The organism is Myroides sp. JBRI-B21084 (genome assembly GCF_030545015.1).
Classification (GTDB): Bacteria; Bacteroidota; Bacteroidia; order Flavobacteriales; family Flavobacteriaceae; genus Flavobacterium.
Map to the genome: position 1 here is coordinate 519,180 of NZ_CP120653.1, position 16,093 is coordinate 535,272.

The following is a 16,093-nucleotide window of genomic DNA, read 5'->3' on the forward strand; positions in this document are numbered from 1 at the left end:
AAAATGAGTAAATTATTCATTGTGCCTACACCAATTGGCAATTTAGATGATATGACTTTTAGAGCCATTAAAGTTTTAAAAGAGGTAGATTTAATTTTGGCCGAAGATACACGTACAAGTAGTAAATTGTTAAAGCATTTTGAAATAGGTACCCCTATGCACAGTCATCACATGCATAACGAACACCAAACGGTTGAAAATGCAGTGCAAAAATTAAAAAACGGACAAACAATTGCCTTGATTTCCGACGCTGGTACGCCAGCTATTTCAGATCCTGGTTTTTTACTAACACGTGCTTGTGTAGAAAACGATATACCAGTTGAGTGTTTGCCTGGTGCAACGGCTTTTGTGCCTGCATTAGTAAACAGTGGTTTGCCTAACGACAAGTTTGTTTTTGAAGGTTTTTTACCTGATAAAAAAGGCCGACAAACTAGATTTTTAATATTAGCCGAAGAAACTAGAACCATGATTTTATATGTTTCGCCGCATAAATTGGTTAAAACTTTGGTCGATTTTGAAACGTATTTTGGCAAAGAACGCCAAGTTTCAGTATCTCGTGAATTATCAAAATTACACGAAGAAACCGTTCGTGGTACTGTTACCGAAGTTTTGAAACATTTTGAAACGAAAACCCCAAAAGGCGAAATTGTAGTTATAGTTGCAGGTAAACAAAAAGAAAAAAAACATAAAAATGAGTAGTCACCTTATTACCACCACTTGGAAAGGAAACATGCAGTTTGAATCTACAAACCCGGGTGGTTCCTTGTTAATTGATACAGCCGAAGAGGGCGGAGGTTCCAATAACGGGTTGCGCCCTAAAGCTTTAATGCTTTCAGCATTGGCAGGTTGTTCTGGATTAGATGTTGCATCGCTAATAAAAAAAATGCGATTAGATGTGGATGATTTTAAAATTGAAACCGAAGGTTTTTTAACCGATACCGAACCACAAGTTTATGATAAAATTTTAGTAACGTATCATTTTTACGGAACCAATTTAAATAACGATAAATTAAGCCGCGCTGTTGATTTATCTGTTGAAAAATATTGCGGGGTTATGCACATGTTTCGCAGTTTTGCAGATGTGCAAATAAAAGTGGTTTTTCACAATAAAGAATAATAAAAAAGAGGGCAATAGAAAAATTCTATTTGCCCTCTCTTATTAACCAAAAAAAACACTTATGAGCCACAAATGTACATAATGTTTTTAAATAATAAGTTAATGTAGATTAATTTTTTAGTGTCCTCGGCGGGATTCGAACCCACATCATCAGAACCGGAATCTGACATTCTATCCTTTGAACTACGAAGACAAGCTATCGTAAAAATCTAGGCTGTTAGAAGTTTTTTAACAATGGTAGAAATGGTTTTTCCATCAGCCGACCCTGCTAATTTAGCATTTGCTAAGCCCATTACTTGGCCCATTGAAGCCATGCCTACAAAGTTTCCTTCGGTGATAATGCTTTTAATAACACTTTCTACTTCAGCTTCGGATAACTGTGCTGGTAAAAATTGTTCAATTACAGCAGCTTGCGCCAATTCTGGTTCGGCTAAATCATTTCTTCCTTGTTCAACAAAAATAGCAGCTGCGTCTTTACGTTGCTTTACTAATTTTTGTAATAATTTTATTTCATCTGCTTCTGTTAAAGCGGCATCGGCACCTGATGTTTGTGCTAGTAAAATTTCCGATTTAATAGCGCGTAACGATTCTAAAGCAACCTGATCTTTTGCTTTCATAGCTTCTTTTAAAGCTGTAGTTATGTTTGCTTGTAAACTCATTTTTAATACTTTTTTATAGATACAAATATAATGAAAAATAAACCTCAAAAAGCCGATGCCTTTTGAGGTTAGGTAAATATAATCCTAATTAACTTAGTCTACATTATCGTGTAAGAAAGAATTGTTAGCTCGTAATTGTACATCGTTATTACGATCAGAAGAAACCGATGTTCTTGAAACGTTGCTACCAGGATTTTGTGTTAAATCTACACCCATACGTTTGTAAGCTGGTTCTTTTTCCAAATCGTTTAATTGGTTGCTTGCTGTGTTGAATTTATGGTTAAATTCTTTCATTTTGCGTTTACGTTCTTCTGCACGTTCACGTAAAATATCGTTGATAGAAGCTTCCATTGGCGATGTATTTTGATCGATCAAAATTCTTTGTGTTGCCACTGGTTTTGGTTCTTCTGTTCTAACAGAAAAAGAAATTGATTCGTCTTCTTTAACTGGTTCTTCTTTTTGTTTTGAATTGATAAGTTGTTCTTCAACTTCCATATAATCACTTAAATCGTAACGAATAATTTCGTTTTCAACTTGATTATTGTGAACGTTTTGAACAGCTTCAGCTTCCACTACTTGTTGAATTTCAAAAGCAAATTCTTGTTGTTCTAACTCAAATGCATCTTGTTGTTGTTGCAAATCAAATGTAAACTGATTGTTTGCAACTGGTTGATTTTCAGTTGTAGGTTGCTTTGGTTTAACAATTACAAATGTTGGTTCGTTTACAACAATATTGCGAATGTCTGCAGTTTTTACCACATTTTGTGGGGTTTCGGTATCATTTTGTACAGGTTGTGCCTGATTGTTTGTTACCCGAAAGTTTGTTGCTGCAACAGTTTCTTGTATTTGTGCTGGGTTAGAAACCTGAGTTTGAACTATTGTTTTTTTTTCAACTTCGTTATTCAGCTGGTTTCCCATGTCATCGTCTAAATTATAAACAATTTTAGAAGCTGTTTGCGCTGTATTAATGCTTTGCAAAGGTTGTTCTGGCGATGGTGTACTTGTAAAAACAGGTGCCGGTTGGCCTAACAATTCTGCAGTTGCTTTTTGTTCCTCGCCTAAATGATGAATGATTTTATTTTTGTTTTCATCGGTAGCGTTTACAATCATTTTTTGTTGTTCTACGTTAAACCCCGTAGCAATAATAGTAACCGAAATAGAATCACCTAAAGAAGCATCTTCACCAACACCCATAATGATGTTTGCGTTATGTCCTGCTTCCATTTGAATATGGTCGTTAATTTCGCCAATTTCGTCAATTGTAATCTCGTTTTCGCCCGAAACAATCAATAAAAGTACGTTTTTAGCACCTGTAATTTTGTTATCGTTTAATAAAGGCGAATCTAAAGCACTAACAATGGCTTCTTTTGCACGGTTTTCACCACTTGCTTCTGCCGACCCCATAATTGCTGTTCCCGAATTTGACAATACAGTTTTAGCATCTTTTAAGTCGATATTTTGTGTGTAGTGATGTGTAATTACTTCGGCTATACCACGAGAAGCGGTTGCTAAAACTTCATCGGCTTTAGAGAAACCAGCTTTAAAACCTAAGTTTCCGTAAACTTCGCGCAATTTATTGTTGTTAATAACAATTAGCGAATCTACGTTTTTGCGTAAGTTTTCAACACCACGTAAAGCTTGTTCTTGACGAACTTTACCTTCAAACTGAAAAGGAATGGTAACAATACCCACTGTTAAAATATCGCGATCTTTAGCTAACTGCGCAATTACAGGTGCGGCACCAGTACCTGTACCACCGCCCATACCAGCAGTTATAAATACCATTTTAGTATTGGTATCTAAAATTTGCTCAATCTCTTCAATACTTTCTAAAGCCGATTGTTGACCAACTTCAGGGTTTGCGCCTGCACCTAAACCTTCGGTTAATGTTAAGCCTAATTGAATTTTAATAGGCACTGGGCTGTTGTTTAATGCTTGGGCATCGGTATTACAAACTACAAAATCAACCCCTTTAATACCTTGGTTGTACATGTGGTTAATTGCATTGCTACCGCCGCCGCCAACTCCAATTACTTTAATTACATTCGATTTGTTTTTTGGCAAATCTGGAGAGAATGTTAAATTTTCAAAAACTTGGTCCATATATTACGGTGTTTTCTTTTTATTCTGCTTTATCAATAAAATCTTTAAACTTCTTTATAAATTTTCCAAGGAAACGGTTTTCAATGTAAGCCGAAGTTCCTTGTTCCACATCTACTTCTTCTGTTGAATCTGATTCAGAAGCTTGTGGTTTTTCGGTAATACTATTCATTTGTATGTTAGTGTCAGAAGCATCATCCATCTCGGTTATTGGTTGAGTTTTAGGTTGAATTTTTACTCCTGGATGTTCTTGTACATACAAACGGCTTCGCGAATTATTGATATCGCTTTCCATCATTAAACCAACTGCTGTTGCAAATAATGGGCGCGATACTAATTTTGCCGATTCGCCTGAAATATGTTCGTTTGGATATCCAATACGTGTATCGATACCCGTGATGTATTCTACTAATTGTTTAATGTGTTTTAGTTCAGATCCACCACCTGTTAGAACAATACCTGCAATTAATTTTTTACGTGGATTGTCGTAACCGTATGCTTTAATTTCAGAAAAAACCATATCTATAATCTCAACTACACGTGCGTGTATAATTTTTGAAAGGTTTTTTAATGAAATTTCTTTGGCCTCTTGTCCGCGTAAACCCGGTATTGAAACAATTTCGTTGTCTTTGTTTTCACCTGGCCAAGCAGATCCAAAACGTATTTTTAATTGTTCTGCTTGTTTTTCTATAATTGAACAACCTTCTTTAATATCTTCGGTTATAATGTTTCCACCAAAAGGAATTACAGCGGTGTGGCGAATGATTCCATCTTTAAAAATGGCTAAATCGGTTGTACCACCACCAATATCAATTAAAGCTACACCAGCTTCTTTTTCTTCTTGACTAAGAACTGCGTCTGATGATGCTAAAGGTTCTAAGGTTAAACCTGAAAGTTCTAAGCCCGAGTCTTTAACACAACGCCCTGCATTGCGAATAGAAGCCGATTGACCTACTACCACATGAAAGCTTGCCTCTAAACGGCGCCCGTACATACCAATTGGTTCTTTAATACCGCCTTCTTCATCAACTTTAAATTCTTGCGGTAATACATGAATTATTTCTTCGCCTGGTAGCATGTTTAATTTTTGTACTTGTGCAATAAGCTTGTCTATATCTAATTCAGAAATTACCGTTTCAGGTTTATCGCGTGTAATGTATTCTTGGTGATGTATGCTGCGAATGTGTTGACCTGCAATACCTAAAACTACATCGTTTATTTTATAGCCCGATTCTGCAGATGCTTGCGCCACCGCATGTTGAATTGATTGAATAGTTTGTGTAATATTGTTAACCACACCGCGTTTTACACCTAAACTTTTTGCGTTACCAATACCAAGAATTTCAAGTTTTCCGTACTCGTTTCTTTTTCCTACCATTGCAACAATTTTTGTTGTTCCAATATCTAATCCTACAGCAATGTTCTCTTTGTTCATATCCTTTTATTTCGTGCAAACTACCTGCTCTGTAAATCTTAAATTAATTTTTTTATAATGCCCAATCAATGTATCGTTTTTAGAATAATGTACAAAAGCTTTATAATTGTCAAATTTTTTTTCTATTTCTTTTAAATGTCCAAATTCAATTTCGTAATCGTAATCGCGAACGGTAAATAATAACGACTGGTCGTTGTTTATTTTAATACCTGTAATTGTTGTTTTTAAAAAGGTATCGTTGTTTATTAGGTTTAACATTTTAGAAAAAGCTTCTTTGTTTTTTTGCTTCAATGTTCCGTAAACAACAGGTACATGTGCGCTAAATTGTTGCGACAAGGGCATTTTATTGCCATTTTCGTCAAAATAATACGATTTGTTGCTGTTAATAACCCTAGCTAATGCTTTTTTTTGGGTTACTAAAGCGGTTAATTTGCCACTAACATCTACAAAAACTTCAGATTTTGCAATCATTTGGTTGTTGTTTAGCATGTTTTCTATTTTGTGTAAGTTAACTTCACTGTTTATTATTTTTGAATCGCGTGGAAAGGTTTTTATAATTAAATTTTTAACCATTTCTTGCGTAATAAAGTGATTGTTAGTGCTTAACAATTTAACATCAATTTGTTCAATGTAGCGTGCATTGTTGCGGTTGTTAGCAAAGGCTACCAATACAAACATTGCGGCAATTACAAACGCCAAAAATACATCGAACCAATTGATTTTTTTAATCATTTTTTCAATTATTTTTTTCTAATTTATTTTTTATTTCATCTACCATTTCACCTACATCGCCAGCACCGATAATTAAAAGAACTTCGGGTGTATTTTTAGTTAAATAAGTTACTAATTCTTCTTTTTGTAACAAAATTTTAAATGGCGATTTTATCTTATTTATTAACATTGTTGAATTAATGTTTTCTATTGGAAACTCGCGTGCTGGGTAGATTTCAAGCAATATTAAATTGTTAAATGTTGATAAACTTTCTGCAAAGCCATCCATAAAATCTCTTGTTCTAGAGAATAAATGGGGTTGAAACACGGCTGTAATCTTTTTGTTGGGATACATTTCGTGTACGGCTTGGCTTACTGCTTTTATTTCGGTTGGGTGATGTGCATAATCATCAATCATCACTAAATTTTCGGTGTTTATTTTAAAAGAAAAGCGTCTGCGGATTCCTTTAAAACTGTCTAATCCCGATTTTATTTCTTCGTTGCTTAAGCCATACGTTTTAGCCATAGCAAATGCTAAAGTTGCATTTAACACATTATGTTCGCCTGGCATTAATAGTTTAATATCTGTAATTTTTTCGCCTTTAAAAACTAAATCAAAAACGCGTTTACCGTTTTCAAATCTTAAATTGTGCGCATTTATAACTGCTGTACCGTTTACTGAAACTTCGGTACCGTTTATGTTTTCAATTCCTTGTGCAATAAATAAATGGTTTTTATCTGTTATCTTAGCTGCAAATTCTGCAAATGATGATTTAATAGCGTCATTAGTTCCGTAAATATCCAAATGATCAGCATCGTCTGATATTACACAGGCAATATTTGGATGCAGGTGTAAAAAAGATCGATCAAACTCATCGGCTTCTACAACCGTAGCATCTGTTCCGTTACCAATTAAATTAGTATCGTATCCTTCAACAACTCCGCCTAAAAATGCCGTAACCGGAGCGTTTGCAGCAACCAAAATATGCGCCAACATGCTCGATGTAGTTGTTTTTCCGTGTGTGCCTGCAACCGCCAATGAAAAGCTATTTTGTGTGATGATACCTAAAACTTCGGCACGTTTTTTAACTGCAAAACCATTATTCTGAAAATAATTAAGTTCGGCATGATGTTTTGGAACAGCCGGAGTATAAACCACCAAAGTGTCTTCGGAATTTTTAAAGTCAGGTGAAATATTTTGCAAATTGTCGGTGTAATGAATAGCTATACCTTCTGCTTCCAATTCATGTGTTAACTGCGTAGGTGTTTTGTCGTATCCAGCAACATTTTTACCAATACGTTTAAAATATCGGGCAATGGCACTCATGCCAATACCGCCAATGCCTATAAAAAACACATTATTTATTTGCTTTAAATTCATTATTTAACCAACTTAAAAATTTCGTTTACTATATCTTTCGTAGCATTTGGTAATGCTAATGTTTTAATGTTTTTAGACAATGCTTCGGCAACCTCATTGTTTGTTATTAAGTGCAATATTTGTTCTTGAAACTGACTGTCTAAATCGGTTTCTTTTAATAAAATAGCTGCTTTTTTATCGGTAATACTTTTTGCATTTTTTGTTTGATGATCTTCGGCAACATTTGGCGAAGGAATAAATATTACTGGTTTACCTACAATAGCTAGTTCAGAAACTGACGATGCTCCGGCGCGCGAAACAATAACGTCGGCTGCGGCGAATAACAGATCCATTCTTTCTATAAAATCGAATACAAAAACGTCTGCGTTGTTGTGGTATTTTTTGTATTCATTACTATAAAATTTACCGCATTGCCAAATTACCTGAATGTTTTGTTCTTTAAAAAAAGGCAATTCTTTTTCTACCAATTGATTTATTCTACGAGCGCCTAAACTTCCGCCTAAAATCACAACTGTTTTTTTGTTGGAATTTAATCTGTAAAATTCTTGAGCTTCGCTGCGTTTTGAATCAATTGTTAATAAATCTTGACGTACAGGATTACCTGTTTTAATTATTTTGTTCGATTTAAAATAGGTAGATAATCCATCATAAGCTACACAAATTGCATTTGCTTTTGATGCCAACATTTTATTGGTTATTCCCGGATACGAATTTTGCTCCTGTATTACTGTTGGAATGTTCATTTGCTGTGCCACTTTAACAACAGCACCACTTGCAAAACCACCCGTGCCAATAACTACATCGGGTTTAAATTCTTTAATTATTTTGCGCGATTTTATTAAACTTGACAAAAACTTTACTGGAAATAAAGCGTTATCAATTGTTATTTTTCTTTGTATACCAGCAATCCATAATCCTTTAATAGGGTAGCCGGCTGCCGGTACTTTTTGCATTTCCATTTTATCTTTTGCGCCAACAAATAAAATTTCGGCAGCAGGTATTTGTGCCTTAATTTCGTTTGCAATGGCAATTGCCGGATAAATATGTCCGCCTGTACCGCCGCCGCTAATTATAAATTTTGGATTTGCTTTCATTTTTATTTGTTTAAAACTGCAAAAATCGGATTTGCATTTGTGTTATTATCAATATCGTTTTCTGCTTGTTGCTCTTCTAAAATGCGTTTAAATTCTTCTTGTTTGCGTTGTTGGTCTGCCAATTGTTGTTTTACTTGTTCTTCTTTTCTAGAAATACTTAAAATTACTCCAAGCGATACACATGTCATCCATATTGAAGTTCCCCCGGAACTTATAAGTGGTAGTGGCTGTCCTGTTGTTGGAAAAATTTCAACCGCAACACCCATGTTTATAAATGCTTGGAATACTATAGAAAAACCTAAACCAAAGGCTAAATATTTACCAAATAAATTAGGTGCTTTGTTGCTAACTACTAAAAATCTAAATAATAAAATTACGTAAATTGCTAAAATACCTATACCGCCCATAAAACCAAATTCTTCTACTATAATGGCATAAATAAAGTCTGAAGATGACTGGGGTAAAAAGTTTTTTTGTACACTTTTACCTGGCCCTACACCAAACATTTGACCTTGTGCAATTGCAATTTTTGCATTTTCAATTTGATATCTGTCTTCGTCTTTATCTTCAGAACCAAATCTATTAAAACGAGCTTCCCAAGTATTAAAACGAGTAGGAGCTATATCTGGAAAAGCTTTAAAAGTTAATATAGCCAATGCTATAATAACTGCACCTGCAGCAATGATTTTTGTAAAATATTTAGTTGGATATTTACCAACAAATAATACCAAAATGATTGTAAATAAAATAATTGCAGCTGTTGATAGATTTGAAGGTAAAATGGGGCCTACTACAAAAAAAGTTGGGATGCCTAAAAACCATAACGATTTTTGAAATGTATATTTTTCATCAGCAAATCGCCATAAAAACCATGAAACATATGCAATTAAACTAATCCACCCTAAAGATGAAGGTTGAAATGATATATTAATTAATGGAATTTTTAACCAACGGCTTGCGTTAGCTCCGCCAATCATCATGCCTTGTGCTGCTGTAATAAATAATATTATGGAAACAGGTGCCCAGGCAATTGGGGCTATGAATTTTAAACGATCAAATGGTATGCGGTGTACCAAAAAAATAATTAGGATACCTACAAAAATATGACCAAAATGTTTGAATAATAAACCAGTAATTGAACCTGTGCCAACAACATGTACCAAGTTGGTACTGGCGCTAAAAACAGGCATAAATGAGAGTAGGGCAAGTAAAATTACAAATGCCCATATTGCTTTATCGCCTTGAAATTGGGATAATAACTTTCTCATTTTTTATAAATTGTGTACTTCGTTTTTAAATTGTGTGCCACGGTCTTCGTAGCTTGTAAATAAATCAAAACTTGCACAAGCTGGCGATAATAAAACAGTATCACCTTCTTCGGCAACTTTTGATGCTAATTGTACGGCTTCTTTCATAGAAGTAGCTTCATATACTATTTCAACAATTGGTGCAAAAGCATCAATGATTTTAGTGTTATCAATACCTAAACAAATAATTGCTTTCACTTTTTCGTTCACAAAAGTCATTAATTCATCGTAATCATTTCCTTTGTCAACTCCACCAACAATCCAAACTGTTGGTGCGCTCATGCTTTCTAAAGCAAAATATGTAGCATTTACATTAGTTGCTTTAGAATCGTTTATGTACTGCACTTTATTAACTTTAGCAACTTTTTCTAAACGATGTTCTGCATTTTGAAAATTTGATAAACTTTCGCGTATTGTTTGTTTGCGTACGCGCATCATTTGCGCAACTAAAGTAGCAGCCATAGCATTTTTTACGTTGTGTTTACCTTCTATTGCAATTTCGTTAGTTGGAATAATTATTTTTTCGTTGTTTACCATTGCTATAATGTTATTGTTTTCTAAATAAGCACCTTGATCTAATTTTTTAGTTAAAGAAAAAGGTACTTTTTGTGCTTTTGTTGTGTTGTTTTGTAACCAATTGTTAATAGCTTCGTCGTCGGCATCATAAATCAAATAGTCTTTTTCTGTTTGATTCATGGTGATGCGAAATTTAGAAGCGATGTAATTCTCGTATTTATAATCGTATCTATCTAAATGATCAGGGCTTATGTTTGTGATAATTGCAATGTGCGGGTTGTAATTAATGTTGCCATCTAACTGAAAACTACTTAATTCTAATACAAACAATTTTTCAGGATTTAAAGCCACTTGTTTTGCATAGCTTTCGCCAATATTACCTGCCAAGCCTACATTTACCCCTTCTTGCTTTAACAAATGATAGGTTAATAAGGTGGTGGTGGTTTTTCCGTTACTACCTGTAATTGCTATTGATGTATTTTGTGCAAATTCATATACAAATTCAATTTCAGAAATTACTTTTATACCTTTTTCATGTAATTTTTTTACAATTGGTGCTTTATCAGGTATTCCTGGACTTTTAACAACAACATCGGCTATTAATATTTTCGCTTCGGTATGTTGTTTTTGTTCCCATTGAATGTTTTCTACATTCAAAATGTTTTGGTATTTGTCTGCAATCGGTCCAAAATCAGACACAAAAACGTTGTATCCTTTTTGTTTTCCTAAAATAGCAGTGCCAACCCCGCTTTCGCCTGCACCTAAAATTACCAACTGCATTTTATCTTAATTTTAATGATACTACACAAAAAATGGCCAAAAATATACCTACAATCCAAAAACGAGTTACGATTTTACTTTCGTGATATCCCTTTTTCTGGTAATGATGATGTAGGGGCGACATTAATAAAATGCGACGACCTTCGCCATACTTACGTTTGGTATATTTAAAATATGTTACTTGCATTACTACTGATAAATTTTCGGCTAAAAATATTCCGCACAAAACCGGTATTAACATTTCTTTACGCACTGCAATTGCAAGTACAGCTATAATACCGCCAATTGTTAAACTTCCGGTATCGCCCATAAAAACTTGCGCAGGAAAAGCATTGTACCATAAAAAACCAACCAATGCACCTACAAAGGCGGCTATAAAAACAGTCATTTCGCCCGAGTTTGGTATATACATAATGTTAAGGTAGTTTGCTAATATAAAGTTACCTGATACAAACGCAAAAATACCTAAAGCCACAACTGCAATTGCCGATGTACCAGCAGCTAAACCGTCAATACCGTCGGTTAAATTGGCACCATTTGATACGGCTGTTACAATAAATATTACAATTGGTATAAAAATTAGCCAAATGTAGTTTTCGTAACCATCGCCCATCCACGAAATAAGTTGACCGTAATTAAATTCGTTGTCTTTAAAAAATGGAATGGTGGTTGTGGTTGATTTAATATCAAACTTACTAGTAACACCTGTTTCTAATAAAATACTTGGTGTATCACGTACTGTAATATTAGGGTGAAAGTAGAAAATTGATCCAACAATAATTCCTAACCCAATTTGGCCAACTACTTTAAATTTACCTTTTAAACCTTCTTTATCTTTCTTAAAAACTTTAATGTAATCGTCTAAAAAGCCAATAACTCCCATCCAAATGGTGGTTAAGATTAACACCAAAACATAGATGTTTTCTAATCTTGCAAGTAGCAACACTGGTATTAAAGTTGCCATAATAATGATAACACCTCCCATGGTTGGTGTACCAGCTTTTTCGTTTTGCCCTTCTAAACCTAATTCACGTACAGTTTCGCCAATTTGTTGCTTGCGCAAATAGCTAATGATTTTTTTACCGAATATGGTTGATACCATTAACGACAATATAAATGCCATACCTGAACGAAAGGTAATGAATTGATACAATGCCGATCCTGGAAAATCGAACATGCCATCTAAATATTTTAATAAGTAGTACAACATATTATTTGTTGAATTCGTTTAAAAACTTGCTAACTTCTTCTAAATCGTTAAAGTGGTGTTTTACCCCTTTAATTTCTTGATAATCTTCGTGTCCTTTACCAGCAATTAAAATAATATCGCCATTTGTTGCCATTTTACAAGCCGTTTTTATAGCCTGATGACGGTCTTCAATGGTAAGGTATCGATTGGTGTTTTGCGGTTCAACACCTGCTTCAATTTCCTTTAAAATTTGGTAAGGATCTTCGTTTCTTGGGTTGTCTGATGTAAAAATTACAGAATCGCTCATTTCAGTTGCAATTCTTCCCATTACGGGTCTTTTTTCTTTATCACGATTGCCACCGCAACCCACCACAGTAATTAATTGTTCGTTAAAAGTTCTAATTTCAGAAATTGTTTTCAGTACATTTTCTAAAGCATCAGGAGTGTGTGCATAATCTACAATAGCTGTAATTTTTGTTTTAGAAACAATGAACTGGAACCGACCCGATACACTTTTTAAGGTGCTTAAAAGCACCAGAACCTCTTCGCTGGTTAAGCCTAATTGGGTTGCAGTTGCATATATTGCTAATAAATTTAATGCGTTAAACTTGCCAATTAGCTGCACCCATATTTCTTGGTTGTTAATATTTAACAGCATTCCATTGAATTGGCTTTCAATAATTTTAGCGTGTACATCTGCCACGTTTTGAATACTGTATGTGATTTTTTTTGCAGAGCAATTTTGCAACATATAAGCACCATTTTTATCATCGGCATTACTGATGGCAAAAGATGTTTTAGCGAGTGAATCGAAAAATGATTTTTTTACATTACGATACTCTGCAAATGTTTTATGATAATCTAAATGATCGTGCGATAAATTTGTAAAGATTCCTCCTTTAAAAGCTAATGCATACGTGCGTTCTTGTGCAATGCCGTGCGAACTAACTTCCATAAAACAATGGGTACAACCCGCTTGAACCATTTGGTTTAAATAGCTGTTTATAGCAACTGAATCTGGAGTGGTATGTGTTGCTGGATACTCATTTGTACCAACTAATATTTTTACGGTTGATAGCAAACCTACTTTATAACCCGCTTTTGTAAATAACTGGTGTAATAAAGTTGCAATGGTGGTTTTGCCATTTGTGCCTGTAATACCTACAAGTGCTAATTTTTCTGACGGATTGTTGTAAAAATTAGCTGCAATTTGCGCTAAGGCCTTGTTGGCGTTGCTTACTTGTACGTAGGTTATATTTGATGCAATATTTTGTGGTTCATCTTCGTAAACAATAACAGACGCACCGTTTGCAATTGCTAAATCAATGTAATCATGACCATTAGTAACGGTGCCTTTTTGCGCCACAAAAACACAATTTGGTGTAATTTTTCTAGAATCAAAAACAATAGCGGCAACATCTACATTTGTAGGTCCCTTTACAGCATCAATAGATACTTTGTATAATATGTCTTTTAATTGTTTCAACTTAATTCTAATATTATGGTTTGTTTTTTTGCTATTCTTTCGCCTGTTGTTACAGATTGTTTTACCACTTTACCAAAGCCTATTGTTTGTACACGCAATCCTAAATTTTCTAAAATTGCAACTGCGTCCATTGCAGGTAAGCCCAATACGTTTGGCATGCTATTACCGCTTTGTTTTACATTTGCATAGTATTTTTTGTAACTACTAGAAGCTTTTTTTAAGGGTGTTTCTATATTTTTTATTTCCTTTAACGATGGTACGTCAGAGAAAATTTTCTGTGCAATACGTTTAAAAACTGGTCCTGCAACGTCACCACCATAATAACTATGTTTTGTTGGACGATGAATTACTACGATGCATGAATATTTTGGGTTTTCTGCTGGAAAATATCCAACAAACGATGATGCGTAATAGATACCACCACTTTTGCCATAATTCATTTGTGCTGTACCTGTTTTACCAGCCATTGAAAAATCGGGTGAATACAAGCCTTTTCCAGTACCTCTTATTACAACGTTTTTCATAACCGCTTGCATTTCGTTTACAACTTTAGGTTTTACAATTTGCGGGTTTAAAACTTCTTTGTCAAAGGTTTTAATTACTTTGTTAACATCTCGAATTTCTTTTACAAATTGTGGTTTTACCATTTCGCCGTTATTTGCAATAGCATTATAAAGCGTAAGTGTTTGTAAAGGGGTAACTAAAATACCGTATCCGTAAGCCATCCATGGTAACGCAATTTTACTCCAGTTTTTATCACCTGGTACAGGAATGTATGATTTTGGTTCGCCTTTAAGATCAATGCCTAAAGTTGCATTAAAACCAAAAGTTTTCATTTTGTCTGTAAAAGCTTTTGGGTTTTTGTTATAAGCTTTGTAAACTGCTTGTGTAACAACGGTGTTCGATGAAACTTCAAAAGCTTTGCCTAACGAAATTTTTCCATATCCACGGTGATTAGAATCGCGTACTTTTCTGCCCGAAAACATTACAATACCATTATGTGTATCGTACACTGTTGCTGTATCGGCTTTTTCATCATCTAATAATGCTAAATAAGATGCCAGTTTGAATGTTGATCCAGGGTCGTGACGTTCTAAAACGGCATAATTAACGGTTTCTCTGTAAGAACCATCACCAATTTTCCCAAGGTTTGATATGGCTTTTATTTGCCCCGTATTAGTTTCCATAACCACTACGGTTCCATGATCGGCTTCGTAATATTGTAAAGAACTTAACAGCGCATGGTGTGCAATATCTTGTATGTACACATCAATAGTTGTGGTAATATCGTAACCATCTTTTGGTTCTATTTCGTTTTCGTCGCGAATTGGTTTCCAAAGATTTTTCGACATTTTTTGCACTTTTCTTCTGCCTTCTTTTCCAGTTAAATAATCGGTAAAAGCAGCCTCAATTCCTTTTCGAGTTATCGTGCGATCGTCATTTATACGCTCATAACCAATGGTTCTGTTAGCAATCATTCCCATAGGATATTCACGTACGTGTACTTGGTTTACAATCATACCGCCTTTATACTTTCCTAAATTAAACAGTGGAAACGATTTAAGTTTCATGTACTGTGAGTAACTTAATTTGGTAGCGATGTGTATGTATCTTTTTTTGTTTGAACGTGCTTTTCTGAAATAAGATTTATAGGCACTTGCCGATTTTTTTTGAAGCAAATGAGCTAATGAATCTGAAAAAGGTTCAATGTATTTTTCAAAATTTTCTGTTGAAGGTGCCATTGGATCAAAATAGATGGTGTATTTTGGAATAGATGTTGCTAATAAGCTACCATCGGCCGAATAGATGTTTCCGCGGTTTGCAGGAATAATTTCATCTTTAATAGTTAAACTATCGGCTTTACTTCTCCATTGTTCTCCTTCTTTAAACTGTATAATGCTTAGTTTAATAAATATGGCAATACCTATGGTAAGCATACCGAAGAAAACATAATATATTCTGTTATTTTCGTTTTTAGCTATTCCCATATTTCAAACCATTTTTTTTGTTTTTCAACAACCACTTTTATTTTTTTAGGTGGAACGGTTGAAGGTAGTATTTGACTTTGTTGCATTTGTACCGAAATGTTCGATTCCATACGTAATTGCATCAATTCAGATCGTTTATCAACAAATTCAGAACGTAATTCTTTTACTTGTTCGGTTAGTTCTTTTGCTTTAATCATTTTTTGTTCGTATAAATGATTGTTTGCAATTACTACAAGTGTCCAGAAAACAATACATATTATAAAAAGCCAATTTTTTAACGATTGTCCTTCAACCAAAAATTTTGCTTTTATAATATTGTTAATATCCATT

Annotated in this window: 14 protein-coding genes and 1 tRNA gene; 2 read left to right on the forward strand and 13 right to left on the reverse strand. The window is 34.3% G+C overall.

What is annotated here, in order from left to right:
- Nucleotides 1–3: 3 nt before the first annotated feature.
- Together rsmI and P3875_RS02565 are read left to right on the forward strand one after the other, a co-directional pair.
- Nucleotides 4–699 carry a 16S rRNA (cytidine(1402)-2'-O)-methyltransferase gene (rsmI, locus tag P3875_RS02560; RefSeq protein WP_303444685.1) on the forward strand — a complete coding sequence of 232 codons (696 nt, stop codon included), beginning with the start codon at nt 4–6 and terminating at the stop codon, nt 697–699.
- Nucleotides 692–1,117: an OsmC family protein gene (locus tag P3875_RS02565; protein WP_303444686.1), complete on the forward strand. Its 426-nt coding sequence runs from the start codon at nt 692–694 to the stop codon at nt 1,115–1,117. Before rsmI ends, P3875_RS02565 begins: the two co-directional genes overlap by 8 nt.
- Nucleotides 1,118–1,238: 121 nt before the next feature.
- Here the strand turns inward: P3875_RS02565 and P3875_RS02570 are convergent.
- The 13 genes from P3875_RS02570 to P3875_RS02630 all read right to left on the reverse strand — a co-directional run bounded on the left by P3875_RS02570 (nt 1,239) and on the right by P3875_RS02630 (nt 16,092).
- Nucleotides 1,239–1,310: transfer RNA gene (locus P3875_RS02570), tRNA-Arg, on the reverse strand.
- Nucleotides 1,311–1,326: 16 nt separating this feature from the next.
- Nucleotides 1,327–1,776, reverse strand: coding sequence for a GatB/YqeY domain-containing protein (locus P3875_RS02575; protein WP_303444687.1), 450 nt, complete (start codon nt 1,774–1,776; stop codon nt 1,327–1,329).
- 93 nt (nt 1,777–1,869) lie between these two features.
- The gene (gene ftsZ, locus P3875_RS02580; RefSeq protein WP_303444688.1) at nt 1,870–3,879 is read right to left on the reverse strand and encodes a cell division protein FtsZ; all 2,010 of its coding nucleotides are present in this window, start codon (nt 3,877–3,879) and stop codon (nt 1,870–1,872) included.
- 19 nt (nt 3,880–3,898) lie between these two features.
- Nucleotides 3,899–5,311, reverse strand: a complete 1,413-nt coding sequence (gene ftsA, locus P3875_RS02585; RefSeq protein WP_303444689.1) for a cell division protein FtsA — start codon at nt 5,309–5,311, stop codon at nt 3,899–3,901.
- Nucleotides 5,312–5,317: 6 nt separating this feature from the next.
- Complete coding sequence (locus P3875_RS02590; protein ID WP_303444690.1) at nt 5,318–6,043, reverse strand: cell division protein FtsQ/DivIB; 726 nt, start codon at nt 6,041–6,043, stop codon at nt 5,318–5,320.
- 4 nt (nt 6,044–6,047) lie between these two features.
- Nucleotides 6,048–7,403 (reverse strand): UDP-N-acetylmuramate--L-alanine ligase, encoded by a 1,356-nt coding sequence (murC, locus tag P3875_RS02595; protein ID WP_303444691.1) that lies wholly within the window; start codon nt 7,401–7,403, stop codon nt 6,048–6,050.
- Nucleotides 7,403–8,497 (reverse strand): undecaprenyldiphospho-muramoylpentapeptide beta-N-acetylglucosaminyltransferase, encoded by a 1,095-nt coding sequence (murG, locus tag P3875_RS02600; protein WP_303444692.1) that lies wholly within the window; start codon nt 8,495–8,497, stop codon nt 7,403–7,405. The genes murC and murG overlap by 1 nt, the downstream gene beginning before the upstream one ends.
- 2 nt (nt 8,498–8,499) lie before the next feature.
- Nucleotides 8,500–9,765, reverse strand: a complete 1,266-nt coding sequence (locus tag P3875_RS02605) for an FtsW/RodA/SpoVE family cell cycle protein (protein ID WP_303444693.1) — start codon at nt 9,763–9,765, stop codon at nt 8,500–8,502.
- A 3-nt stretch (nt 9,766–9,768) separates the two neighbouring features.
- The gene (gene murD / locus P3875_RS02610; protein WP_303444694.1) at nt 9,769–11,100 is read right to left on the reverse strand and encodes a UDP-N-acetylmuramoyl-L-alanine--D-glutamate ligase; all 1,332 of its coding nucleotides are present in this window, start codon (nt 11,098–11,100) and stop codon (nt 9,769–9,771) included.
- A 1-nt stretch (nt 11,101) separates the two neighbouring features.
- Complete coding sequence (gene mraY, locus P3875_RS02615) at nt 11,102–12,310, reverse strand: phospho-N-acetylmuramoyl-pentapeptide-transferase (protein ID WP_303444695.1); 1,209 nt, start codon at nt 12,308–12,310, stop codon at nt 11,102–11,104.
- A gap of 1 nt (nt 12,311) precedes the next feature.
- Entirely contained in the window at nt 12,312–13,775 is a 1,464-nt protein-coding gene (locus P3875_RS02620; RefSeq protein WP_303444696.1) for a UDP-N-acetylmuramoyl-L-alanyl-D-glutamate--2,6-diaminopimelate ligase, read from the reverse strand.
- Nucleotides 13,772–15,763, reverse strand: coding sequence for a penicillin-binding protein (locus tag P3875_RS02625; protein WP_303444697.1), 1,992 nt, complete (start codon nt 15,761–15,763; stop codon nt 13,772–13,774). Before P3875_RS02625 ends, P3875_RS02620 begins: the two co-directional genes overlap by 4 nt.
- A complete protein-coding gene (locus P3875_RS02630; RefSeq protein ID WP_303444698.1) occupies nt 15,754–16,092 on the reverse strand; it encodes an FtsL-like putative cell division protein in 339 nt (112 codons plus the stop codon). The genes P3875_RS02625 and P3875_RS02630 overlap by 10 nt, the downstream gene beginning before the upstream one ends.
- Between the last annotated feature and the right edge of the window lies 1 nt (nt 16,093).